Source organism: Leucobacter sp. GX0328 (genome assembly GCF_053567315.1).
In genome coordinates, this window is the sequence record NZ_JBSGPC010000002.1 from 111717 (window position 1) to 133906 (window position 22190).

A 22190-nucleotide genomic window follows, 5' to 3' on the forward strand; every position below is an offset into this window, starting at 1 on the left:
GCCGCTACGCCTCGTGCGAGTGCTTCTCGAGGAACTGGTACATCTCGGAGTCGTCGACGCCCGGGAAGGTGCCGGTCGGCAGCGGCGAGAGCACATGCGCGTGCATGCGCGCGCTCGGCCAGGCCTTGCCCTGCCAGCTGTCGAGCAGGGCCGCCGAGGGGGCGCGGCAGCAGCTCGGATCGGGGCAGGTCGACGATGCGCGCACGTGCGTGTCGCGGCCGCGGAACCAGCGGGCATCGTCGAAGGCGACGCCGCACGAGATCGCGAACGGCTCGTGCTCGGCCTCTCCGGTCTGCACGCTCTCCCAGAACGTGCCGTTCGGGGTGTCGGTGTACTGGTAGAACTCGCTCGTGCGGTTGCGGCGGTCGAACGCCGTGCGGCCGCCCCACTTGCGGCAGAGCATCTCGCCCTCGATCGAGGCCGACGGGTCGGCGGGGAAGGGCATGCCGTTGTTCTCGTAGCCGCGCAGCAGCGTGCCCTCGCGGTCGGCGCGGTAGTGGTGCACCCGGAGATCGAGATGGCGCGTCGCAAGATTCGTGAAGCGGTGCGTGGCGGCCTCGTGGGTCACGCCGAACGCGTCGCGCAGATCCTCGATCGCGAGGTTTCGGTTGCGCTTGGCCTGCTGCAAGAACTCTGCGGTGCGCATTTCGGGCATGAGGCAGGCAGCGGCGAAGTAGTTGATCTGCAGCCGCTGCTCGAGGAACTCGGCATAGCTCGCGGGTTCGCGGTGGCCGAGCACGCGGTGCGCCATGGCCTGCAGCGACAGGGATCGCAGGCCGTGCCCGCCCGGGATCGACGCGGGCGGCAGGTAGATGCGCCCGTTCTTCAGGTCGGTGATGCTGCGCGTGTTCGAGGGCAGGTCGTCGACGAAGATCAGAGTGAAGCCGAGCAGCTCCGCGAGCACTGCGACCTGGCGGTGCGTCACGGCGCCCGTCGTGTGGCCGATGCGGCGCATGAGGTCGGAGGCGATGACCTCGATCTCCTGGATGTAATTGTCGCGCTCGCGCATCTGCATGCGGATGACGGTGTTCGCCCGGCGCGCCTCCTCGGAGGTCGTCGCGGCGACTCGCGTGCGGCGGGCGAGCTCGCGGTGCAGCCCGACGAGCGCCTCGAGCGTGTCATCGTTCAACGAACGCGGGGTGCGCACGTGGGGGAGCGACAGGCTCGTGTAGGCCGGGGCGCTCTGCGCGCGCTCGAGCTCGACCTCGAGTGCGCTGCGGCGGTCGGGGGCCTCGCCCTTCATGAGCTCGGTCGTCGAGATGTCGAGTTCGCGCGAGATGGCCTGCAGCAGGCTCAGCTTCGGTTCGCGGCGGCCGTTCTCGAACAGGGAGAGCTGGCTCGCGACGACCCCGACGCGTTCGCCGAGCTGATCGAGCGTGAGGCCGGCACGAGTACGGAAGTGCCGGATGCGCTTGCCGAGCAGCAGACGGTCGAGGTCCGCCGAGCTCATGGAGGGTGTCGAGTCCTGGGTCATAAATTGACTATACGGCAAGAATTCAATTTTTTCTCTAACGAAATGGTGTCTTGGGGGTGAATGGCGCCCGCAAGATAGTTCTAAAGGCACATTCTTACCAACCCAGGAGTCGCACCATGAGCACGGCAGTCCTCCAGCAGTCCATCGCAGACCTGGTCCTCGAAGACGCGCCCACCACGAACCCCGAGGTTCTGCAGTGGGTGCTCGATGTCGCGAAGCTGACCCAGCCCAGCGATGTCGTGTGGTGCGACGGCTCGCAGGCGGAGTGGACCCGCCTCACCGACGAGATGGTCGAGGCCGGCTCGCTGATCCGCCTCAACCAGAACCTGCGCCCGGGCAGCTTCCTGGCGCGGTCGCACCCCGCCGATGTCGCACGCGTAGAGGATCGCACCTTCATCTGCTCGGAGCGGGAAGAGGATGCGGGCCCCACGAACAACTGGGTCGCGCCGGCCGAGATGAAGGCGGAGCTCATGCCGCTCTTCGAGGGTTCGATGCGCGGTCGCACCATGTACATCGTGCCGTTCTCGATGGGTCCCGTCGGCGGAGCCATCACCCAGCTCGGCATCGAGCTCACCGACTCGCCCTACGCCGTGCTCAACCTGCGCATCATGACCCGCATGGGGCAGGCCGCCCTCGCCGGCATCAAGCCGGGCGTCGAGTTCGTGCGCACCGTGCACTCGGTGGGCGCGCCCCTCGAAGCCGGGCAGGACGACGACGCCTGGCCCTGCAGCGACACGAAGTACATCACGCACTTCCCCGAGACGCTCGAGGTCTGGTCGTACGGCTCCGGCTACGGCGGCAACGCCCTGCTGTCGAAGAAGTGCTTCGCTCTGCGCATCGCCTCGGTGATGGGGCGCAAGGAGGGCTGGCTCGCGGAGCACATGCTGCTGCTCAAGCTCACCAACACCGATACCGGCAAGGCATACCACCTGACCGCGGCTTTCCCGTCTGCCTGCGGCAAGACCAACCTCGCCATGCTCCAGCCCACCATTCCGGGCTGGAAAGTCGAGACCATCGGCGACGACATCGCCTGGCTGCGCCCCGGTGGCGACGGCCGTCTCTACGCGATCAACCCCGAGGCCGGCTTCTTCGGCGTCGCGCCCGGCACCGGCGAGTCGACCAACCCGGTCGCCATGGAGACGCTGTGGGGCAACACCATCTTCACCAATGTCGCGCTGACCGACGACGGCGACGTGTGGTGGGAGGGCAAGACCGACGCCGTGCCCGAGCATCTCATCGACTGGCGGGGCGATGACTGGACGCCCGATTCGGGCCGCGTCGCCGCGCACCCGAACTCGCGCTTCACCGTGCCGATCCAGCAGACTCCGACGCTCGCCCAGGAATGGTACGAGCAGCACGGCGTGCCGGTCGACGCCATCCTCTTCGGCGGTCGCCGCGCCACGAACGTGCCGCTCGTCACGCGCTCGCTCTCGTGGGAGCACGGCGTGTTCATGGGGGCGACCATCTCGTCCGAGAAGACCGCTGCTGCCGAGGGCACCGTCGGGGAGCTGCGCCGCGATCCCTTCGCGATGCTGCCCTTCTGCGGCTACAACATGGCCGACTACTGGGGGCACTGGCTCGAAGTTGGCGAGAAGCTCGGCGAGCGGGCTCCGAAGATCTTCCAGGTGAACTGGTTCCGCAAGGGCGCCGACGGCCGCTTCCTGTGGCCCGGCTTCGGCGACAACTCGCGCGTGATCGACTGGATCATCCGCAGCGTCGAGGGCGAGCATGCCGGTCGCGAGATCGCCCTCGGCACCGTGCCCGCCGCCGGCGAGCTCAACCTCGACGGCGTCGAGATGCCCGAGGCCGATCTCGAGGAGCTCTTCGCGGTCGATGCCGAGTCGTGGTTCGCCGAGGCCGACATGACCGAGGAGTACTTCGCCCGGTTCGGAGATCGCCTGCCCGCCGAGATGCGCCAGCAACTGGTGAATCTCCGGGCCCGCCTGGGCGCGTAGCGCACCGGCTCCAGAGACCGTAGACCCCGCCGTTCTGCCCGACGGCGGGGTTTACTATTCCCGCGGCGTTGCTGCAGGAGACGCCATCGAAAGTGGTTTAGGTATCTTGACCATTATTAATTTAGGCGCCTAAACTAGATGTGTGACGCATCACACCATCACCTCCGCGCACGGCGGCCCGCGCAGTCCGAAGCCGCTCCGCTTCAAGATCGGCATCGGGCTCCTCGTTCTCTATCCGTTCCTGTACCTCGTCATCCCGATCGGGCCCTTCCTGCCGATCGCAGTCGGGGCCAGAGTCGGCGTCATCGCAGGCGTGCTGGCCGCCGCAGAAGCGATCTTCGTGCTCGGAGTCGCCTGCGTGGGCAAGGAGGCCTACCGGGCGATCAAGGCCAAGCTCGGGCTCGGGAAGAAGAAGCGCGCCCGTGAAGCAGCACGGCGCCTCGCCGCGGAGGCTTCGGTCGAGACCGAGACCGAGACCGAGGTCGAGGCCGACGTCGACCGCGATGAGCCGGCGCGGGCCGCGGGCGGATTCGGGGCGTCCCGCGATACGGTGGAGAGGGCTGCCGGTGACATCGTCGAACCGGCAGCTGCTCTCGAACACCACACGGAGAACGACCATGCCACAGCAATCGCCCGAAGCCCACGCGTACGCGATGCAGATCAATCAGCTGATCGTGGAGCTCTGGATGGCGACCGAGGGGCAAGCGCCGCGGCCTGAGGATTTCGAGCTCACCGGGCAACAGCACGCGGTACTCGAACTCATCGCCGCCGACTCGTCGCTCACGCCGCGTCTGCTCGCCGAAGCCCTCGGGGTCTCGAAGGGAGCGATCAGCCAGCATCTGACCGCGTTGGAGAACGGTGCCTACATCACCCGCACGCGCAGTGCCGTGGATGGCCGGGTGCAGGTGCTCCAGCTGGGAGTGCGCGGCGAGGAGTACCGCGAGAGCATGAACCGCTATGAGCAGTACATCGCCGACACCGCCGCGGAGAAGCTCTCCGCCCGAGACCTCGCGGAGATCGTCGCGGCCCTCGAGAAGCTCAAGTCGGCCTTCGCGCCCTGACCTGCGCCGGCGCGGGTCGCGGGGCAACGCTGGCGCGTTCCCTCCCGAGCGATCCGCGCGTGGGCAGCTGCGGTGGCGGCTGGGGCCACCTCGCAGGCAAAGCGGTGCTTTGCAAGACGCGAGGTGCCCTGCCCCTCGCTGCGCTCCGTGGGCAGCCGCGGTGGCGGCTGGGGCCACCTCGCAGGCAAAGCGGTGCTTTGCAAGACGCGAGGTGCCCTGCCCCTCGCTGCGCTCCGTGGGCAGCTGCGGTGGCGGCTGGGGCCACCTCGCAAGCAAAGCGGTGCTTTGCAAGACGCGAGGTGCCCCCACAGGGATTCGAACCCTGACTGTGCCGATTTTAAGTCGGCTGCCTCTGCCAGTTGGGCTATGGGGGCGGCGGGACCATCCTCCCACATCGCGCACGATGCGATCGCACGGTCCAGAAGAGACGGCCCATGCGCCGACCCTGGGCGCTACCGGGTGCGCAGCACGGCGCGAGTGCTCGCCTCCGGGCCGAGATCGAGCCGGCGCAGCAGCTGCGCATTGAGCGCGACCACGACGGTCGAGAGCGACATGAGGATCGCGCCGACGGACATCGGCAGTACGAAGCCGATCGGCGCCAGGATCCCTGCTGCGAGCGGCACCGAGAGCAGGTTGTAACCGGCGGCCCACCACAGGTTCTGCCGCATCTTCCGATACGCCGCGCGCGAGAGCTGGATGACGGAGAGCACCGAGCGCGGGTCGGAGCTCGCGAGGATCACACCCGCCGAGGCGATCGCGACGTCCGTGCCCGCTCCGATCGCGATGCCGACGTCGGCCTGCGCAAGCGCGGGAGCGTCGTTGACTCCATCGCCGACCATCGCGACCATGCGGCCCTCCTGCTGCAGCCGGGCGACCTTCGCGGACTTGTCCTCGGGACGTACCCCGGAAAACACGCGGGCGATACCGAGCTCCTTCGCGACTTCCTGCGCCACGGCGTCGGCATCGCCGGTGATCATGACGACCTCGACGCCCAGTTCGTGCAGAGCATCGACGGCCTCGCGCGACTCGGGGCGGATCTCGTCGGCCAGCTTCAGGCCGCCGATCACCTCGCCGTCGCGGAGCACGTGCAGGATGATGGCTCCCTCCTCGCCCCACTGCGCGGCGGCGTCGATCGCGGCCCGGCCCTCCTCGTGGAGCAGATGCGGGCCGCCGACGCGGATCTCGCGGCCGCCGACCATCGCGGTGACACCGACCGCGGGCGACGAAGCGAACCCGGTCGCGGGTTCGAGCGTCAGGCTCCGGGCCGCGGCGGCGGAGACGATCGCCCGCGCGAGCGGGTGCTCGCTGCCGGCTTCTGCGGAGGCCGCGAGCGCGAGTACCGCGTTGGCCCCCAGAGCGCCGGCCGGGGCCACCTCGATGACGGTCGGGTCGCCCCGAGTGAGCGTGCCGGTCTTATCGAACAGCACCGCGTCGACGCGGCGCATCGACTCCAGCGCGAGGCGATCCTTCACGAGCACCCCTCCGCGGGCGGCGCGCTCCGTGGCGATCGATACGACCAGGGGGATCGCCAGGCCGAGCGCGTGCGGGCAGGCGATCACCAGTACGGTGATGGTGCGCACGACGGCGTCGTCGGGCTGCCCGAAGAGGGTCCACACGACGGCGGTGATCAGGGCGGCCCCGAGAGCGAACCAGAACAGCAGCGCGGCCGCACGGTCGGCGACGCGCTGCGCACGCGAGGTCGAATTCTGAGCGGTCTCGACCAGGCGGTTGATGCCGGCGAGAGCGGTGTCGTCGCCGGTGGCCGTGACGCGCAGGCGCAGACCCGAGTCGGTCGCCACGGTGCCCGCGGTGACCGGGTCGCCGACTCCCCGGGAGACGGGGCGCGATTCGCCCGTGAGCATCGACTCGTCCATATCGGCGCGACCGTCCACGATCTCGCCGTCGGCCGGAACGCCGCCGCCGGGGCGCACGATGACGATATCGCCGACACGGAGCGCACCGGGAGAGACGGTGACGACCTCATCGCTCTCGATGCGCTCGGCTTCGTCGGGCAGCAGCGCGGCGAGGGAGTCGAGCGCCGAGGCGGTGCGGGCGAGGGAGCGCATCTCGATCCAGTGGCCGAGCAGCATGATGACGATCAGCAGTGCGAGCTCCCACCAGAACTCCAGCTCGTGGTGCACGAGCCCGAGGGTCGCCGCCCAGGAGGCGATGAAGGCGACGCTGATCGCCAGCGCGATCAGCAGCATCATTCCGGGCCGCCGGCCTCGCAGCTCCGACCAGGCTCCGGTGAGGAACGGGCGACCGCCCCACACGTACATGACCGTGCCGAGCACGGGCGCGACCCAGGTCGCCCAGCCGGGCACCGAGTACCCCAGCAGCATCGCGAACATGGGGGAGAGGGAGACGACAGGGATCGCGATGACGAGGTTGATCCAGAACAGGCGACGGAACTGCGCGACGTGGTCGCCATGCCCGCTGTGCCCGCTGTGCCCGCTGTGGTCGCCGTGCATGCCGCCGTGCCCGGTCGAGTGCTCGTGCGCCGTCACCGGTGCCGTCGAACGTTCGCCGTGCGGTCGGCTATCGCTGCCATGGTGGTGCTCGTGGTGCTCGTGGTGCTTGTGCTCGTTCATCGCTCTGCATCCTCGTTCCGGCCGCCGCGTCATCGGCGATCAGTAGCTCCAACCATATACCCCTATGGGGTATTCCGGGGGCAGTGGGGCGGGAACCATTCTCGCGTCGCTGTTCCGGCTTGCCGCAGCATGCGCCCGTGACGCCATTCGCGCCGGGCGACGAGCGGCACGGCGGGGGAGCGGCGGGTGGAACCGCAGCAGTCGCCCGCTTCGCAGAACAGATCGTTAGAGTGGGCGCATGAGAACCCGCGCCTTCGCCGCCACCGCGCTCGCCGCAGCCGCAGCCGCAGCTGCTCTGATCGTGCTCGCCGTGTCGGGGTGCACGGCCGGCCCGGCCGAGACGGTGGTCGACGCGCATGCGGGCAGTGCGACGGTCGCCCCGGGCGGCGAGCTCGTCGTCGATTTCGGCGAGGTCAACTTCTCGGTGGGCGACTCCTGGGAGATCGTGACCGCGCCCGACCCGATGGTGCTGTCTCCGGGCGAGATGGAGTCGGAGTACATCGGGCCGAAGAACAGCGTCGGCGGGCCGAGCGAGATGGTGTACCGCTTCGAGGCGATCGCACCGGGCACGACGGTCATCGAATTCGAGTACCGGTTCCGCGGCGGGGTGCCCGAAGACGCAGCCGACCAGGATCGGGCCCGCATCGAGGTCGTCGTCGAATAGCGCCATATACCCGTGAAGCGCTGAGCGCAAGGGGTATCGGCAGGCGCTGCCGCTCTTCGAGACTGGAGGTTCTCGAACTGGAAGGGGCGCAGGATGGACACTCAGAAGCACGTGAAGAGGGCGGCCGCGGCGACGGCGTGGAATCCGATGCGGATGCTGAACGGATGGGGCGTGAGGAGCTCGCACGCGTACAGCCTCGGACTGATCTCGGTCGGAGTCTCGTTCCTCGCGTGGATGCTGTCGCGCGGGAAGGGCGATGCCCGACCGCAGTCAGATCGCTGGGGCCTCTTCCTCGGCGAATGGGCGCCCACATTCTTCGCGATCGGAGTGGGCCTGAAGCTTGAGGAGGAATCATGAACGGCATATTCATCGCGATCATCATCATCGCGATCATCCTGGCGCTCGTCGGCGGCTTCGTGAAGGCGGTGAACTTTCTGCTCTGGGTGGGCCTCGTGCTGCTCATCATCGCGGTGATCGCGTGGCTGCTGCGCACCATCTCCGGGCGTAACCGGTAGCGGTATCGACGCGGCCCCGAACACAGGGTTTACCGGGGCTGCGTCGATATGATTCAGGCATGTCTCCCGGATGGATTGTCGCGCTCATCGCGATCGGTGTTCTCGTACTGCTGGTCGGCTATGTCTGGATCACGTACAACTCGCTCGTCACGCTGCGCGTGCGCGTCGACGAGGCGTGGAGCGACATCACCGTGCAGCTGAAGCGCCGGGCCGATCTGATCCCGAGCCTCGTCGAGACGGTGAAGGGCTACGCGGCTCACGAGCGCGGCGTCTTCGAAGAGGTCACCCGTGCGCGAGCCGAGACGATCTCGGCTCAGGGGCCGGCTGAGGCATCTGCGGCCGAGGGCCACATGCAGTCCGCGCTGAAGAGCATCTTCGCGGTCGCAGAGGCCTACCCGCAGCTGCAGGCGAGCCAGAACTTCCTGCAGCTGCAGAGCGAGCTCGTCGACACCGAGAACAAGGTGCAGGCGGCGCGGCGCTTCTACAACGGCGGGGTGCGCGAGTACAACACGAAGATCCAGGTCTTCCCGAACACGATCTTCGCGCGCGGCATGGGCTTCACCGAGCGCGAGTTCTTCGAAGTGGACGACGTCGCGTCGATCTCGGAGCCCCCGCGCATCCAGTTCTAGGCGGTCGCCGTGTATCGCGCAATCCGACGCAACAAGGTCAACAGCGCGCTGATCATCCTGCTGTTCATCGGCATCGTGGGCGGGCTCGGGTGGCTCGCGGCATCGATCTGCCGATCTCCAGGGATCATCGTCGCCGTACTCGCCGGCGCGATCCTCTTCGCCGTCTTCCAGTACTTCATGGCCGGCCGGCAGGCGATCTCGATGAGCGGCGCTCGCCGCATCACCGAGGCGGAGCACCCGCGGCTGTACCGCATCGTCGAGAACCTCGCGATCACGACCGGCACGCCGATGCCCGAGGTGTACATCGTGAACGACCCGGCGCCCAACGCCTTCGCGACCGGACGCGACCCCGAGCACGCCATGGTCGCGGCGACGACCGGACTGCTCGACATGATGACGGACGCCGAGCTCGAGGGCGTCATGGCGCACGAGCTCGGGCACGTGCGCAACTACGACATCCGCGTCTCCATGATCGTGTACGGCCTCGTCGTCGCCGTCGGCATGATCTCCGATGTGCTCGTGCGCATGGCGTTCTTCGGTCGTAACAACAGCAACGGCAATCCGGTCGTGCTGGTGTTCGGGCTCGTGGCGATGCTCGTCGCCCCGATCATCGCCACCGTGGTGCAGCTCGCGGTCTCGCGCCAGCGGGAATACCTCGCCGATGCCACCGGTGCGCTGACGACGCGGCACCCCGAGGCGCTCGCCAGCGCACTCCACAAGCTCTCGGAGTACGGGCAGCCGATGCAGCGGCAGCAGTCGAGCATGGCGCACCTGTGGATCGCCGACCCGCTGCGCCCGGGCGTCGTGCAGCGCCTCTTCGCGACGCACCCGCCCATCCCGGAGCGCATCCGCCGCCTGCTCGACATGGGCGGTAAGTTCTAATCATGCGTTGAACGCCCGCCAGTCGAAACCGAAGGAGGCCGTCCGGTCGTGTCGAAGATGTTTCGATCCCTGTCGGAGCGCAACTACCGAATCTGGTTCGGCGGCGCTCTCGTCTCCAACATCGGCGCCTGGATGCAGGCGACGACGCAGAGCTGGGTGGTGCTCACCGAACTGACCGACAACAACGCAGCGGCCGTCGGCACGACGATGGCGCTGCAGTTCGGCCCGCAGCTGCTGCTCGTACCGTTCAGCGGGGCAGTCGCCGACCGCTTCGACCGACGCCGGGTGCTGCTCGTCACGCAGAGCCTGCTGATGCTGCTCGCGGCAGGCCTCGGCGCGCTGCTCATCACCGGATCCGCCGAACTGTGGCACCTCTACGCGTTCGCGCTCGGCCTCGGCATCGTGAACTCCTTCGATACGACTTCGCGGCAGGCCTTCGTGTCCGATCTCGTCGGCACCGACAACCTGGCGAACGCGGTCGCGCTGAACTCGGCGTCGTTCAACTCGGCGCGCCTCGTGGGGCCGGCGGTCGCCGGCGTCCTGATCGCGGCCGTCGGGTCGGGCTGGGTGTTCGTGATCAACGCCGCGTCGTTCCTCGCGGTGCTCGGCGCGCTGCTGCTGATCGACACGGTGCATGAGCGGCCGCTGCCCGGCGCGCGGCGGGAATCCCAGGCGCAGCAGCTGATGGCGGGGTTCCGCTACGTGCGCCGCAGGCACGACCTGGTCGTGATCTTCATCATCGTGTTCATCGTCGGCGCGTTCAGCATGAACTTCCCGGTCATCTCGTCGACCATGGCGGTCGAGTTCGGGAGGGGCGCGAGCGACTACGGGCTGCTCTCGTCGGTGCTCGCGATCGGATCGCTCGCAGGGGCGCTGCTCGCCGCGCGGCGCACGGATGCGCGCATGCGCGTGGTGATCCTCTCGGTCGGCGCGCTCGGCGCCGTGAGTCTGCTCGCCGCGTTCATGCCCACGTTCTGGACGTTCGCGGCGACCCTGATCTTCTTCGGCTTCGCAGTCTCGACGATGCTGACGACCGCGAACGGGTTCGTGCAGACGACCGCCGACCCGGTGGTGCGCGGGCGCGTGCTCGCGCTCTACTTCGCCGTGCTGCAGGGAGGCACGCCGATCGGTGCCCCGCTCGTCGGCGCCGCGGCCGACGCGCTCGGGGCGCGCTCGACGCTCGTGATCAGCGGCGCGGCGGGACTCATCACCTTCTGCATCGGCGTGGGGTGGCTCATCACCGAACGGCAGCTGAGATTCCATCGCCGCGGGGGCCTGCGGCTCGGGGTCACCCACGCCGGCCGGCCGGGCATCGACGACGACCCGTCTCTGCAGTCCGAGACGCTCACCGCGCCGATCTCGGTGCTGCGCCGCGCCCCCGCGTCGAGCGGCCTCGGCGATTCCGCGCCGCAGGAGGGGGCGATCACCGCGACCGGCACGATCGACCTGAACGATGTCGACACCGGACCCGTCGGCACCGGCGGAACGCGGGACTAGACTCGGTCGCCGAGCCGGGGCATCGAAGCGCGACCGGCCCTGTTCTAGACGCAGTGCGTGCTGAGCGAGCCGATGCCCTCGATGGTCACCGTGACGTCCATACCGGGCATGAGATAGAGCGGCGGCTTGCGCGACCGGCCCGCGCCGCCGGGCGATCCGGTCGAGATGACCGTGCCGGGCAGCAGCGTCAACGACTGCGACAGCGCGGCGATCAGCTGTGCGACCGGGCGGATCATGTTGCCGGTCGTCGAATCCTGCACACGCAGCCGGCCGACATCGGTCGTGAGGCGCAGCGCCTGCGGATCGGGGATCTCGTCGCTCGTAACCACGACGGGGCCGATGGGTGTGAAGCCGTCGAACGACTTGCAGCGCGACCACTGCGGCTCCTGGAACTGGATGTTGCGCGCGGTGATGTCGTTGATCGCGGTGTACCCGAAGACGTAGTCGAGTGCCTCTTCGACCGGCACGTCCTTCGCCGCCTTGCCGATGATCACGCCGAGCTCGCCCTCGTAGTCGACCTCTTCGCTGAGGTGCAGCGGGATCGTGACCTCGCCGTCGTGGCCCGCCAGCGAGTTCGGGAAGAGGGAGAAGAGCACGGGGCCGGAGTCGTTGTCGAGATTCAGCTCGCTCGCGTGCTCGCTGTAGTTCAGGCCGACGGCGAGCACGATCGGGGGTCCGGTGACCGCCGGGCCGTAACTCGCGCCCTCGAGCGCCGAGCCCGCGGAATCGGGCTGCGCTTCGTACGCCGTGCGGACGGTGGCGAGGGCCTCGGGGCCGGCCTCGATCAGCTCTTGCAGCGTGGAGAACTCTGCGCCGAGCTCGGACATCGTGAAGTAGCGGTCGCCTCGTACGGCGACGAGCAGAGCAGGCGAATCGGGGGCGATGTTCAAGTGCGCGAATCTCACACCTCAAGGGTAGCCGACCCCGGCCCGCGGGCGGGAACGCGCATGATCGACGAGTTCCCTGAGAGCGAACGGATAGACGGCGAGCGCCAAACTCGGTCAGGATGGAACGCATGAGTGAATCAACCAGCACCAAGCCCGAGATCGAGTTCCACGAGGGCCCGGCTCCCGCCGAGCTCGTGATCGAGGACATCGTCGTCGGTACGGGCGAGGAAGCCGTCGCGAGCTCGACCGTCGATGTGCACTACCTCGGCGTCGACTACGAGTCGGGCGAGGAGTTCGATTCGTCGTGGAGCCGCGGCCAATCGATCAACTTCCCGCTGCGCTCCCTGATCCAGGGCTGGCAGACCGGCATCCCGGGCATGAAGGTCGGCGGCCGCCGCAAGCTCATCGTGCCGCCGGCTCAGGCCTACGGCACCTCGGGCGGGCACCCTCTCTCGGGCCGCACCCTCATCTTCGTCATCGACCTGCTGGGCGCCAGCTGATCAGCAGAGGCGATTTCTCGCCTCTGCAAGCTGGCGCCGAGCCCGTCTCGGGCTCGGTCGTCGGAGGTCGAAGCGCAGCTTCGTCTTCCAGTGGCTGATCAGCAGAGGCGATTTCTCGCCTCTGCAAGCTGGCGCCGAGCCCGTCTCGGGCTCGGTCGTGGGAGGTCGAAGCGCAGCTTCGTCGCCCAGGGGCTCAGGAGCTGCCTCTGCGAAGGCCCGTCCGGGTTCGCCGGGCGGGTCTTCGTGCGCCTGCGGGCGTGATAACGTTCTTCATGTTTTGCAACAAAACCTGAGGGGTGGAATATAGTGGCCGAGGCACCTGGCGCGGTAGTGGCGGATAGCGAAACAGGAGCCTCCGGCCCGCCGGCGAAGCGGGCGGGTGCGGTCGACCGCTACTTCAAGATCACGGAGCGCGGCTCCAGCTTCGCGGCGGAGATCCGCGGCGGTCTCGTCACCTTCGTCACGATGGCCTACATCGTGATCCTGAACCCGATCATCCTCACGAGCAGTGCAGATGTCGCGGGCGTCACCCTCGACTTCGGTGCGGTGAGCGCGGTCACCGCGCTGACCGCGGGCGTGATGACCATCCTCTTCGGCGTCGTGTCGAAGCTGCCGTTCGGTTTCGCCGCCGGCCTCGGCATCAACGCGTTCCTCGCGTTCTCGGTCGTGGGCCAGGTGACCTGGCCCGAGGCGATGGCCATCGTCATGATCAACGGTGCGCTGATCGTGCTGCTGTCGGCGACCGGCCTGCGGCGCATGATCTTCGATGCCGTTCCCGTGCAGCTGAAGCTCGCGATCACCGTCGGCATCGGCCTCTTCATCGCGTTCATCGGCTTCGTGAACTCGGGCTTCGTCACCGCGACGAAGCAGTCGTCGCCGCCCGTCGGCCTCGGCATCGGCGGCTCCGTCGTCACTATTCCGACGCTGATCTTCGTCATCACCCTCATCCTGACCGGCATCCTCGTCGCCGCGAAGGTGAAGGGCGGCCTGCTCATCGGTCTCGTCTCGGGCACCGTCATCGCGGTCGTCGTCGAGTCGATCTGGAAGCTCGGCCTCGCCGTCGACAACCCGGGCGGGTGGGGCCTCACCGTGCCGACGCTGAACGGCTCGCCCTTCAGCACGCCCGACCTGAGCCTCATCGGCGCCGTGAGCTTCGACTTCGGCCGCGTCGGTTTCGTGACCGTCGTCATGCTCGTCTTCACGCTGCTGTTCACGAACTTCTTCGACGCGATGGGCACCATGACGGGTCTGTCGCGCGAGGCCGGCCTTTCCGACCAGCACGGCAACTTCCCGAACATCAAGTCGGCCCTCATCGTCGAGGGCGTCGGCGCGGTCGCCGGCGGCTACACCTCGGCGTCGTCGAACACGGTCTTCATCGAGTCGGGCGCCGGCATCGGCGAGGGCGCCCGCACCGGTTTCGCGAACCTCATCACCGGTGGGGTGTTCCTGATCGCGATGTTCTTCACCCCGCTGACGCAGGTCGTGCCGACCGAAGTCGCCGCTGCGGCGCTCGTCATCGTCGGTGCGCTCATGATGGCGCAGATCAAGCACATCGACCTCACCGACTTCCGCGTGCTGCTGCCGGTGTTCCTCACGGTCAGCGTCATGCCGATGACCTACTCGATCGCGAACGGCATCGGCGCGGGCTTCATCGCCTGGGTCATGCTCCACGCGTTCAGCGGCAAGGCGAAGCAGGTGCACTGGCTGCTGTGGATCGTCTCGGCCGGGTTCGTCGTGTTCTTCGCGCGCGGCCCGATCGAGGCGCTCCTCGGAGTGTAGCGCCCGACTCCCACGGCGCCGCTCCGGAGGCGCCGTGGGAGTCAGACCGACGGCAACGCGCGAGCGGCGCATCTCCGGGCGCGCTCCTACAGCAGTTCGACGACCTTCCTGGCGGTCTTTTTCGCCGAGCCCGGGTTCTGGCCGGTGACCAGCCTGCCGTCGGTCACGGTGTAGGGGACGAAGGGGAGCCTCGCCTTCTCGTAGTGCGCGCCGCGCTGCTCCATCTCATTCTCGGCGTTGTAGGGGACGAGCTCGTCGACGCGGGCGAGCACCTCCTCCTGCCAGGCGAAACCGGTGACCTTCCGGCCGGCGACGAGCAGCGAGCCGTCGGACAGCCGGGTGTTGAGCAGGCCGCAGTACCCGTGGCAGACGGAGGCGACGATGCCGCCGTGCTCCCAGATCTCGCGAGCGATGCGCTGCAGGCCGGCGCTGTCGGGGAAGTCGTACATGACGGCATGGCCGCCGGTGAAGAAGACGGCGTCGTACTCGGCCGGGTCGACCTCTTCCGGGCTGAGGGTGGTCTCGAGCAGTGTCATCCGTTCGGGGTCGTCGTGCCAGGCTCGGGCCGTCCTGTCGTAGTTGGGGAACTTCAGCGATCGCGGCTCGAGCGGGGACGCGCCGCCCATCGGGCTGACGATGGCCTGTTCGAACCCGTGCGCCGCGAACACCTTCCAGGCGTGCGCGAGCTCGGACAACCACAGGCCGGTCGGACGGGCCGGGTCGTCGTAGTGGGAGACGTTCGTGACGACGTGCAGGATCTTCGTGCTCATGGGCGGGGTCCGATCTCGGTCAGACGACCCGTCGGCGCCGGTGCAGGGGAAGCCGGGCGGCCTTCGGGCAGGATCGCGGTGATGGCGGCACGGACACGGTCGGCGACTGCATCGGCGGGCGCGGGGCGGTACTTGCCGTCGAGGTGGAGGAATGCGAGCCCGTGCGCGAGGCCCCACAGCGCAGTGGCGAGCTCGGGGGATGTCCGATCCGGTAGGAGCCGGGCGAGGGCATCGCCGAGTGTCGTGCGCAGCGCCTGCGCGGCGCGCACCCGCTCGTCGTTCTCGTCGTCGCAGGGGTTGCCGAACATCAGGCGGAACATCGCAGGCCTTCGTAGGGCGAAACCGACGTAGACGACTCCCAGCTCCGCGAGCACCTGCGCGGCATCCGACGGGGTCGCTGATGCGCCGATGGCGTCGGCGAGCGACTCGCCGAGGTCGCGGAACCCTTCGACGGCGAGGGCGGAGTCCAACGCGTCACGGTCGGCGAAGTGCCGATACGGTGCGGTCGCCGATACTCCGGCATGGCGCGCGACGGCGCGCATCGAGTACATCCCATCGGTCTCCAGCAGTGCTGCAGCGCTGGTGACGAGTGCGGCCCGCAGGTCGCCGTGGTGGTATCCCCGTGGTGATGTTGACACTGCTCACTTCTCCTCGTATCCTCGATGTAAGCACTGCAAACATACTTCGTGATCGGCTTGATGTCCAGCACGACCGAGCGGTAGGAGAGGACGAGACCGAAAATGCAGACCATTCTGGGGGCGAGCGGACAGATCGCGATCGAACTGGCGCGCGAGCTCGACCGTGCGCATGGCGGAGCACTGCGCCTCGTGAGCCGCAATCCGAGACCGGTGAACGACACGGACACAGTGATGCGGGCCGATCTCCTCGACGCCCAGCAGACCCGAGCAGCCGTCGACGGCAGCGAAGTCGTCTACTTCACCGCAGGGCTTCCCGCGCGTACGGAGCTGTGGGAGGAGCAGTTCCCGACCATGCTGAGGCATGCGCTCGACGCCGCCCGGGATGCCGGCGCCAGGTTCGCCTACTTCGACAACACCTACATGTATCCGCAGGATGATCGCGTGCAGACCGAAGAAACCCCGTTCGAACCGGTCGGTCGCAAAGGCAGGGTCCGTGCCCGGATGGCGAGCATGGTGCTCGAAGAGATGGAGCGGGGCGAGATCCCTGTGCTCATCGCACGTGCCCCCGAATTCTACGGGCCCGGGCGCACGCAGGGATTCACCAACTCGCTCGTCATCGACCGGTTGAAGGCCGGCAAGAAGCCCCTGGTGCCGGTGCGCGACGATCGCCGACGCAGCCTGATATGGACGCCCGATGCGAGCCGCGGTCTGGCGGCCCTGGGCAATGCGCCAGATGCCTACGGGCAGACCTGGCACCTGCCGGTCGACGAGAGCCGGCCCACCTACCGGCAGTTCGTCGCGATGGCGGACCGAGAGCTCGGGTCTGATGAGAAGTACACGGTGATCCCGAAGCGAGTGCTCCGCGCGGCCGGTCTCTTCTCGCCGCAGGCGCGCGAGATCCGGGAGCTGCTGCCGAGATACGCGCACGACAACGTCTTCGATGCGACGAAATTCCGAACGCGGTTCCCGGATTTCGCCGCGACGCCGATCCGCGAAGGGCTTGCGATGATCCGCAGCGAACTGGAGCGGTGAGAGGCCCGTCCCCGGATGCACCGAGTCTCTGCTCCACGGTGCCGCTACTCCACTGCGTCGCTACTTCTCCGTGCCGGTACTACTCCGTGCCGGTCGCGATCGCGCGGAGGTTCTCTGCGAGCCCCGGGCTCGCCGCATAGAGCATCTCGGTGCCCGGCGGAGTGAGGGGATCCCGTCCGATGACCGCGGCCCCCGCCTCCTTCGCGATGAGCATGCCAGCGGCGTAATCCCATGCGTTCAGTCCGCGCTCGTAGTAGGCGTCGAGCCGTCCGCAGGCGACGAGGCACAGATCGTAGGCCGCCGAGCCGATGCGTCGCAGATCCCTGACCCTCGGCAGCAGCCGCTGCACCATCTCGAGCTGCTCGACCTTGCGCTCGACGGTGTAGCCGAAGCCGGTGCCGACGAGCGAGACCGCCGGGTCCGCCGTGCCCGACGGTGCGATCGCATCGCCGTTCAGTCGCGCACCGCCGCCCTCCCATGCTTCGAAGAGCTCGCGGGTGCTCGGGTTGTACACGGCGCCCGCGATGGTGCGGAAGCGCTCGTTCGACCACTCGGGGTCGGCGACCGTCGCCGCGATGCTGACGGCGTAGGCCGGGATGTCGTAGAAGTAGTTCGTCGTGCCGTCGATCGGGTCGATGATCCAGGTGATGCCGCTCGTGCCTTCGGTGTTCGACCCCTCCTCGCCGAGCACGCCGTCGTCGGGGCGTTCGGCGAGCAGCGCCGAGACGATCATGCGCTCGGCCTCCTGATCGGCTTCCGTCACCATGTCGACGGCGCTCGACTTCAACGCGGCGACGGCGACACCCCGACGACGCAGCTCGTAGATGCGGTCGCCGGCCGCGAGAGCGATGCGGGCGGCGATGCGCGTGAGGGCTTCGGGCGACGCGACGTACTGGTCCATGCCTCGACCTTAACGCCCGGGGAGTTCGTAGGCGTATGCCTCCTCGCCGTGCGCTCCGGAGTCGATGCCCTGCTCCTCGACCTCCGGCGGAACCCGCAGACCCGTGAGGCGCTTGACTCCGAGCGCGATGAGCAGGGAGGCGACGAACGAGTACGCCGCTACCGCGGTCACCGAGATCGCCTGCACGACCAGCAGGCCGAGGTCGCCGCCGGTGAAGAGCCCGTCATCGAATGCGAAGAAGCCGAGATAAAGCGAACCGATGACGCCCGCGACCAGGTGCAGGCCCACCACGTCCAGTGAATCGTCGTATCCGAGACGGTACTTCCACTCGATGGCGCAGGCGCAGGCGCTTCCGGCGATGAGGCCGAGCAGCAGCGCCCATAGCGGCGACAGATCCGCCGCGGCGGGGGTGATCGCGACGAGGCCCGCCACTGCGCCCGAAGCGGCGCCGGTCACTCCCGGCTTCTTGCCGCGCAGCGCGTCGACGAAGATCCAGCCGATGATGCCGGCGGACGGTGAGGCGAGCGTGTTCACGAGGATCAGGCCGGCCTCGCCGGCGCCCGAGGCCAGCCCCGAGTTGAATCCGATCCAACCGAACCAGAGCAGGGCGGCGCCGATCGTGACGAGCGGGATGCTGTGCGGCCGGTGCGATCCGCGAGCGAATCCGATGCGCTTGCCTACGACGATGGCCAGGGCGAGAGCCGCAGCGCCGGCATTGACGTGAATGACGGTGCCGCCGGCGAGGTCGATGGCATCGGGCATGCCGAGCGCGCTGCCCAGGTGCTCGATCCAGCCGCCGCCCCATACCCATGCGGCGACCGGAAAGTAGACCAGAGATGCCCACACGCCCGCGAAGAGCACCCACGAACCGAGCCCGACGCGATCCGCGATCGCACCCGAGATGAGCGCCGTCGAGATCATCGCGAACACCGCGCCGAACCCGACGCCGATGAACTCGTCCGGGGGAGTGCTCAGCAGACCGAAGTCCGCAAACGGGTCGCCCGCGAAACCGGTCGCTCCCGGAGCGAAGCTGTTCATGCTGTACCCGAACAGCACCCAGAGCACGCCGACGACGCCCATCGCGCTCACGCTGAAGAGCATCATGTTGACGACCGAGCGCACCCGCACCAGCCCGCCGTAGAAGAGGGCGAGCCCCGGGGTCATGACGAGCACGAGGGCCGTGCTCGTCAGCGTCCATACGTCCTGCGGGGTGAGATCCATGGCGTCTTCCTCTCCGTCGGGGACCCGTGCTGCGGGTCGTCGCTCCAGTGTCGGCCGGCTATGTTTCGCGACGGTCGCCGAACGGTTTCCGGCCCGTCGCCGGTGCGTTTCGGGATGGGTCTCAGGGTATGGGCTTCGAACTTTCGCGGGGAGGTGCTAAGCTGTTCAGGTTGCCGTCAGAACGGCCGCGGATCAAGAGAGCCCCAGCATTCGGCTGAAGGCGCCGCGCAGCAAGAGGAAAGGGGATCCCTATGGCACTGAGTGCAGAAGCCAAGAAGGCGATCATCGATGAGTACGCGACCAAGCCCGGTGACACCGGTTCCCCTGAGGTCCAGATCGCGATGCTCTCGCAGCGCATCAAGGACCTGACGGAGCACCTCAAGTCGCACAAGCACGACCACCACTCGCGCCGCGGCCTGCTGCTGCTCGTCGGCCAGCGTCGTCGTCTGCTGGGCTACCTCCAGAACGTCGACATCAACCGGTACCGCTCGCTCATCGAGCGCCTGGGCCTTCGCCGCTGAGCGAAGCCATTCGGCTTACTGCGAAACGCCCTCGATCCGCTTTCGGATCGGGGGCGTTTCCTGTTTCCGGAGCCGTGCCCGGCCCGTTCGAGCCCACCGGGCGTTACACGACGTAACCCGAATCGAGTAGACGGTGCCGACCGCGCGAGAATTGAGCGTTTCCTTCAGAAAGGCTCTCATGAAGCTCCGTCATCTCACCCCCGCGCTCCTGGTCGCGGCCGCCGTACTGCTGACCGGTTGCGTCAACGACGACGCGGGCGCATCCTCGACGAGTCAGACCGATGCACCCAGTGCCACGGTCGCACGTTCTTGGGAAGAGATCGAGGCGTCGGGCACGCTGCACGTGGGCACCATCGTCGATTACCCGCCGAACGAATTCAAGACCGACGACGGTACGCCGACCGGTTGGGCTGTCGACCTGGTCTCGGCGATCGCCGACGAGCTGGGACTCGACGTCGAATGGGAGATCCTGCAGTTCGACGGGATCCTGCCGCGCCTCGAGACGGGGAGCATCGACATGGGCGTCGGATCATTCGGCGACACCGTCGAACGGCAGGAAGTCGTCGACTTCGTCAACTACTACAACGCGGGCTCGTTGTGGGCGGCGAAGCCGGGAAGCGGCGTGGACCCCGATAGCGCGTGCGGTCTCACCGTCGCCGTCATGACGGCCGGCACCCAGCATCTCGTCGAACTGCCCGAGCGAAGCGCGCAGTGCGAGGCCGACGGCAAAGCGCCGATCGAGATCATGCCGTTCACCGGTCAGCCCGAGGTCACGAATGCGGTCGTCGTCGGCAAGGCAGACGCCTTCTCAGCGGATTCGCCCGTCACCCTCGATGCGGTCGCACAGCTCGACGGCGACCTCGAGGTCGTGGGCGACCTCTTCGACACGATGCCCTACGGCTTCCCCATCGTGAAGAACAGCGAGCTCTCCGAGCACGTGCGCGGTGCGCTGCAGACGCTCATCGACAACGGCACCTATCTGCAGATCCTGCAGTCGGGCCACTCCGAGCTCGGCGCGATCACCGAGGCCACGATCAACGCCGGCACCGAGTAAGCGGGCAGCGGCAGGGATCAGCGCGCGGCTGCCGCCACACGCTCGGCCAGACGCGCGATATCGGTCGTCGTCACCCGGCAGCAGCCGCCGATGAGCGCGACGCCGCGCGACAGCCAGGCATCGACGTAGTCGTCGATGCGCTCCGCCGAACCCGACCAGCTGCGGGTCTCCGGGTTCCAGACCTCGCCGGTGTTCGGGTAGACGAGCAGCGGCTTCGCGGAGGCGCCGGCGAGTGCACGGAGCGCGGCGTCCGCGTCGGGGAGCGCCGAGCAGTTCACGCCGATCGCGGAGATCTCGTCGACGCCCTCGGCGAGCGCGGCGAACTCCTCGAGGGAGCGCCCGGCTCGCAGCCCGGCGGAGTCGACGGTGACGCTGATCATGCTCGATACGCCGGTGCCGGCCATCTCGGCGCAGATCGCCTCGACTTCGTCGAGCAGCGGTACCGTCTCGAAGAGCAGTACGTCGGCGCCGGCCTCGGCAAGCGCATCGATGCGCGGTCGGTGCCAGGCGCGGAGCTCGGCGACGCTCAACCCGTAGTCGCCGTCGTACTCGGTGCCGCACCCCGGGCTCGACCCGTACGGGCCGACGGAGGCGGCGACCCAGGCCTCATCGGGGGAGAGGCCGGCATCGGCGCGTGCGAGCCCCGCGAGCTGCACGCTGCGGCGCAGCAGCGCGTTCACCTCGTCACGGCTCTCGGAAGCGAACCCCTCGTAGCTCACCTGGTACGAGCATGTAGTCGCGATGCGTGCACCGGACTCGAAGAAGTCGCGATGCGCGGCGCGCACCTCATCGGGGTCGTCGCGCAGGATCTTCGCCGACCAGAGCGCCGACGCGACGGAGTTTCCACGCGCCTCCAGATGGGTGCCGAGGCCGCCATCCAATACGACGGGGCCGGCTTCGATCGCTTCGAGCAGAGTGGGCATGGAATCAGCGTAGCGAAACCGAGCGCTGCGGCCCGACACTGCGCGTCGCGGGGCGTGCGTGCTGCGGCTATCGCGGAGGGAGGCTGCGCATGCGTTCAGAATGTTCGGATGTGCTCGCGCATCAGTAGAAGAGCGGCGCGAGCAGCCCGCTGAACAGGGAGAAGACGAACGAGATGATACCGAGCCCGGCCGAGACGACCGCGCCGATCGCCGTCCAGCGCAAGCGCGGCTGGTCCTTGCGCATCAGACCGAAGAGGCCGAGCACGCCGACCACGAGGACCCAGAAGAGATTGACGGCGCCGAGGACCAGGCTGATGGCCGAACTGTCCAGGTCGAGGTCGAAGGACAGTCGGAACACGAAGGCCGGCGTGAGGACGGAGAGCGCGGAGTGCAGGGCCGCGATGCTGAGCGCGACGACGCCGAGCACGTTCACGCGCTCGGACGCCGCGTTCCCGACCAACGGCGCAACCTGCGGCTGCGCGTACGACTGATCGTACTGCGGTTGCGAGTACTGCGGCTGTGCGTACTGCGGCTGCTGCTGCTCATACTGTGGCTGTGGCTGTGGCTGTGGCTGTGGCTGTGGCTGTGGCTGTGGCTGCGGGAACTGGTGCTGCGGGTCCTGGGGCGGGTACGGCGCGCTCATGGGCCCAGCATAGCCCTCGGTGGAGACGGCAGGGGCCGTGCGCATCGATGGAA

General features: G+C 68.2%; 23 protein-coding genes and 1 tRNA gene. 14 read left to right on the plus strand and 10 right to left on the minus strand.

The window, feature by feature from the left end; translation table 11 throughout:
- Window positions 1-4 precede the first annotated feature (4 nt).
- Window positions 5-1474, minus strand: a complete 1470-nt coding sequence (locus tag ACUYTF_RS08655) for a helix-turn-helix domain-containing protein (RefSeq protein ID WP_434142416.1) — start codon at window positions 1472-1474, stop codon at window positions 5-7.
- A gap of 116 nt (window positions 1475-1590) precedes the next feature.
- Between ACUYTF_RS08655 and ACUYTF_RS08660 the strand changes: the two genes are divergently transcribed.
- The 3 genes from ACUYTF_RS08660 (at window position 1591) to ACUYTF_RS08670 (ending at window position 4490) form a co-directional block, all read left to right on the plus strand.
- Window positions 1591-3429, plus strand: coding sequence for a phosphoenolpyruvate carboxykinase (GTP) (locus ACUYTF_RS08660; protein ID WP_434142417.1), 1839 nt, complete (start codon window positions 1591-1593; stop codon window positions 3427-3429).
- Between the two features lie 142 nt (window positions 3430-3571).
- Window positions 3572-4147: a transporter suffix domain-containing protein gene (locus ACUYTF_RS08665; protein ID WP_434142418.1), complete on the plus strand. Its 576-nt coding sequence runs from the start codon at window positions 3572-3574 to the stop codon at window positions 4145-4147.
- Window positions 4116-4490, plus strand: a complete 375-nt coding sequence (locus tag ACUYTF_RS08670) for a MarR family transcriptional regulator (protein ID WP_434142419.1) — start codon at window positions 4116-4118, stop codon at window positions 4488-4490. Before ACUYTF_RS08665 ends, ACUYTF_RS08670 begins: the two co-directional genes overlap by 32 nt.
- A 300-nt stretch (window positions 4491-4790) precedes the next feature.
- On the opposite strand, the gene ACUYTF_RS08675 is transcribed toward ACUYTF_RS08670, so the two are convergent.
- Window positions 4791-4864, minus strand: a tRNA-Leu gene (locus tag ACUYTF_RS08675).
- Window positions 4865-4942: 78 nt separating this feature from the next.
- Window positions 4943-7081, minus strand: a complete 2139-nt coding sequence (locus ACUYTF_RS08680; RefSeq protein ID WP_434142420.1) for a copper-translocating P-type ATPase — start codon at window positions 7079-7081, stop codon at window positions 4943-4945.
- A 238-nt stretch (window positions 7082-7319) separates the two neighbouring features.
- Here ACUYTF_RS08680 and ACUYTF_RS08685 point away from each other — a divergent pair, with 238 nt between their 5' ends.
- From ACUYTF_RS08685 to ACUYTF_RS08710, 6 genes are all read left to right on the plus strand, one after another.
- Window positions 7320-7745, plus strand: coding sequence for a protease inhibitor I42 family protein (locus tag ACUYTF_RS08685; RefSeq protein WP_434142421.1), 426 nt, complete (start codon window positions 7320-7322; stop codon window positions 7743-7745).
- Window positions 7746-7838: 93 nt separating this feature from the next.
- Window positions 7839-8102 (plus strand): hypothetical protein, encoded by a 264-nt coding sequence (locus ACUYTF_RS08690; RefSeq protein ID WP_434142422.1) that lies wholly within the window; start codon window positions 7839-7841, stop codon window positions 8100-8102.
- Entirely contained in the window at window positions 8099-8260 is a 162-nt protein-coding gene (locus ACUYTF_RS08695; RefSeq protein WP_434142423.1) for a hypothetical protein, read from the plus strand. Before ACUYTF_RS08690 ends, ACUYTF_RS08695 begins: the two co-directional genes overlap by 4 nt.
- A gap of 59 nt (window positions 8261-8319) precedes the next feature.
- The gene (locus ACUYTF_RS08700) at window positions 8320-8889 is read left to right on the plus strand and encodes a LemA family protein (RefSeq protein ID WP_434142425.1); all 570 of its coding nucleotides are present in this window, start codon (window positions 8320-8322) and stop codon (window positions 8887-8889) included.
- A 9-nt stretch (window positions 8890-8898) separates the two neighbouring features.
- On the plus strand, window positions 8899-9771 hold the full coding sequence (locus ACUYTF_RS08705; protein WP_434142427.1) for a M48 family metalloprotease: 873 nt from the start codon (window positions 8899-8901) through the stop codon (window positions 9769-9771).
- 57 nt (window positions 9772-9828) lie between these two features.
- The gene (locus tag ACUYTF_RS08710; protein ID WP_434142770.1) at window positions 9829-11268 is read left to right on the plus strand and encodes an MFS transporter; all 1440 of its coding nucleotides are present in this window, start codon (window positions 9829-9831) and stop codon (window positions 11266-11268) included.
- A 44-nt stretch (window positions 11269-11312) separates the two neighbouring features.
- Here ACUYTF_RS08710 and ACUYTF_RS08715 read toward each other — a convergent pair whose 3' ends face one another.
- Window positions 11313-12173, minus strand: a complete 861-nt coding sequence (locus ACUYTF_RS08715; protein ID WP_434142428.1) for a fumarylacetoacetate hydrolase family protein — start codon at window positions 12171-12173, stop codon at window positions 11313-11315.
- A 110-nt stretch (window positions 12174-12283) separates the two neighbouring features.
- Between ACUYTF_RS08715 and ACUYTF_RS08720 the strand changes: the two genes are divergently transcribed.
- Both ACUYTF_RS08720 and ACUYTF_RS08725 read left to right on the plus strand, forming a co-directional pair.
- Window positions 12284-12655, plus strand: a complete 372-nt coding sequence (locus ACUYTF_RS08720; RefSeq protein ID WP_434142429.1) for an FKBP-type peptidyl-prolyl cis-trans isomerase — start codon at window positions 12284-12286, stop codon at window positions 12653-12655.
- Window positions 12656-12985: 330 nt separating this feature from the next.
- Window positions 12986-14434 carry a solute carrier family 23 protein gene (locus tag ACUYTF_RS08725; RefSeq protein WP_434142772.1) on the plus strand — a complete coding sequence of 483 codons (1449 nt, stop codon included), beginning with the start codon at window positions 12986-12988 and terminating at the stop codon, window positions 14432-14434.
- 86 nt (window positions 14435-14520) lie between these two features.
- On the opposite strand, the gene ACUYTF_RS08730 is transcribed toward ACUYTF_RS08725, so the two are convergent.
- Both ACUYTF_RS08730 and ACUYTF_RS08735 read right to left on the minus strand, forming a co-directional pair.
- On the minus strand, window positions 14521-15204 hold the full coding sequence (locus tag ACUYTF_RS08730) for a DJ-1/PfpI family protein (protein ID WP_434142430.1): 684 nt from the start codon (window positions 15202-15204) through the stop codon (window positions 14521-14523).
- Window positions 15201-15842: a WHG domain-containing protein gene (locus ACUYTF_RS08735; RefSeq protein ID WP_434142431.1), complete on the minus strand. Its 642-nt coding sequence runs from the start codon at window positions 15840-15842 to the stop codon at window positions 15201-15203. The genes ACUYTF_RS08730 and ACUYTF_RS08735 overlap by 4 nt, the downstream gene beginning before the upstream one ends.
- A 102-nt stretch (window positions 15843-15944) precedes the next feature.
- Here ACUYTF_RS08735 and ACUYTF_RS08740 point away from each other — a divergent pair, with 102 nt between their 5' ends.
- The gene (locus ACUYTF_RS08740; protein WP_434142432.1) at window positions 15945-16874 is read left to right on the plus strand and encodes an NAD-dependent epimerase/dehydratase family protein; all 930 of its coding nucleotides are present in this window, start codon (window positions 15945-15947) and stop codon (window positions 16872-16874) included.
- Window positions 16875-16953: 79 nt separating this feature from the next.
- Here the strand turns inward: ACUYTF_RS08740 and ACUYTF_RS08745 are convergent, their stop codons facing one another.
- Both ACUYTF_RS08745 and ACUYTF_RS08750 read right to left on the minus strand, forming a co-directional pair.
- A complete protein-coding gene (locus ACUYTF_RS08745) occupies window positions 16954-17775 on the minus strand; it encodes an inositol monophosphatase family protein (RefSeq protein WP_434142433.1) in 822 nt (273 codons plus the stop codon).
- Between the two features lie 9 nt (window positions 17776-17784).
- Window positions 17785-18996, minus strand: a complete 1212-nt coding sequence (locus ACUYTF_RS08750) for an ammonium transporter (RefSeq protein ID WP_434142434.1) — start codon at window positions 18994-18996, stop codon at window positions 17785-17787.
- A gap of 251 nt (window positions 18997-19247) precedes the next feature.
- On the opposite strand from ACUYTF_RS08750, the gene rpsO reads away from it, so the two are divergent.
- Both rpsO and ACUYTF_RS08760 read left to right on the plus strand, forming a co-directional pair.
- Window positions 19248-19517 carry a 30S ribosomal protein S15 gene (gene rpsO, locus ACUYTF_RS08755; protein ID WP_434142435.1) on the plus strand — a complete coding sequence of 90 codons (270 nt, stop codon included), beginning with the start codon at window positions 19248-19250 and terminating at the stop codon, window positions 19515-19517.
- A gap of 178 nt (window positions 19518-19695) precedes the next feature.
- Window positions 19696-20571, plus strand: coding sequence for an ABC transporter substrate-binding protein (locus ACUYTF_RS08760; protein WP_434142436.1), 876 nt, complete (start codon window positions 19696-19698; stop codon window positions 20569-20571).
- A 17-nt stretch (window positions 20572-20588) separates the two neighbouring features.
- On the opposite strand, the gene mmuM is transcribed toward ACUYTF_RS08760, so the two are convergent.
- Together mmuM and ACUYTF_RS08770 are read right to left on the minus strand one after the other, a co-directional pair.
- A complete protein-coding gene (gene mmuM, locus ACUYTF_RS08765) occupies window positions 20589-21494 on the minus strand; it encodes a homocysteine S-methyltransferase (RefSeq protein ID WP_434142437.1) in 906 nt (301 codons plus the stop codon).
- A gap of 121 nt (window positions 21495-21615) precedes the next feature.
- Window positions 21616-22137: a hypothetical protein gene (locus ACUYTF_RS08770; protein WP_449279615.1), complete on the minus strand. Its 522-nt coding sequence runs from the start codon at window positions 22135-22137 to the stop codon at window positions 21616-21618.
- Between the last annotated feature and the right edge of the window lie 53 nt (window positions 22138-22190).

Coding starts and splice junctions, on each gene's coding strand:
- ACUYTF_RS08655 (WP_434142416.1), bottom strand. CDS start 1,474: ATGACCCAGGACTCGACACCCTCCATGAGCTCGGCGGACCTCGACCGT.
- ACUYTF_RS08660 (WP_434142417.1), top strand. CDS start 1,591: ATGAGCACGGCAGTCCTCCAGCAGTCCATCGCAGACCTGGTCCTCGAA.
- ACUYTF_RS08670 (WP_434142419.1), top strand. CDS start 4,116: ATGGCGACCGAGGGGCAAGCGCCGCGGCCTGAGGATTTCGAGCTCACC.
- ACUYTF_RS08680 (WP_434142420.1), bottom strand. CDS start 7,081: ATGAACGAGCACAAGCACCACGAGCACCACGAGCACCACCATGGCAGC.
- ACUYTF_RS08685 (WP_434142421.1), top strand. CDS start 7,320: ATGAGAACCCGCGCCTTCGCCGCCACCGCGCTCGCCGCAGCCGCAGCC.
- ACUYTF_RS08690 (WP_434142422.1), top strand. CDS start 7,839: ATGGACACTCAGAAGCACGTGAAGAGGGCGGCCGCGGCGACGGCGTGG.
- ACUYTF_RS08695 (WP_434142423.1), top strand. CDS start 8,099: ATGAACGGCATATTCATCGCGATCATCATCATCGCGATCATCCTGGCG.
- ACUYTF_RS08700 (WP_434142425.1), top strand. CDS start 8,320: ATGTCTCCCGGATGGATTGTCGCGCTCATCGCGATCGGTGTTCTCGTA.
- ACUYTF_RS08710 (WP_434142770.1), top strand. CDS start 9,829: ATGTTTCGATCCCTGTCGGAGCGCAACTACCGAATCTGGTTCGGCGGC.
- ACUYTF_RS08720 (WP_434142429.1), top strand. CDS start 12,284: ATGAGTGAATCAACCAGCACCAAGCCCGAGATCGAGTTCCACGAGGGC.
- ACUYTF_RS08730 (WP_434142430.1), bottom strand. CDS start 15,204: ATGAGCACGAAGATCCTGCACGTCGTCACGAACGTCTCCCACTACGAC.
- ACUYTF_RS08740 (WP_434142432.1), top strand. CDS start 15,945: ATGCAGACCATTCTGGGGGCGAGCGGACAGATCGCGATCGAACTGGCG.
- ACUYTF_RS08745 (WP_434142433.1), bottom strand. CDS start 17,775: ATGGACCAGTACGTCGCGTCGCCCGAAGCCCTCACGCGCATCGCCGCC.
- ACUYTF_RS08750 (WP_434142434.1), bottom strand. CDS start 18,996: ATGGATCTCACCCCGCAGGACGTATGGACGCTGACGAGCACGGCCCTC.
- rpsO (WP_434142435.1), top strand. CDS start 19,248: ATGGCACTGAGTGCAGAAGCCAAGAAGGCGATCATCGATGAGTACGCG.
- ACUYTF_RS08760 (WP_434142436.1), top strand. CDS start 19,696: ATGAAGCTCCGTCATCTCACCCCCGCGCTCCTGGTCGCGGCCGCCGTA.
- mmuM (WP_434142437.1), bottom strand. CDS start 21,494: ATGCCCACTCTGCTCGAAGCGATCGAAGCCGGCCCCGTCGTATTGGAT.
- ACUYTF_RS08770 (WP_449279615.1), bottom strand. CDS start 22,137: ATGAGCGCGCCGTACCCGCCCCAGGACCCGCAGCACCAGTTCCCGCAG.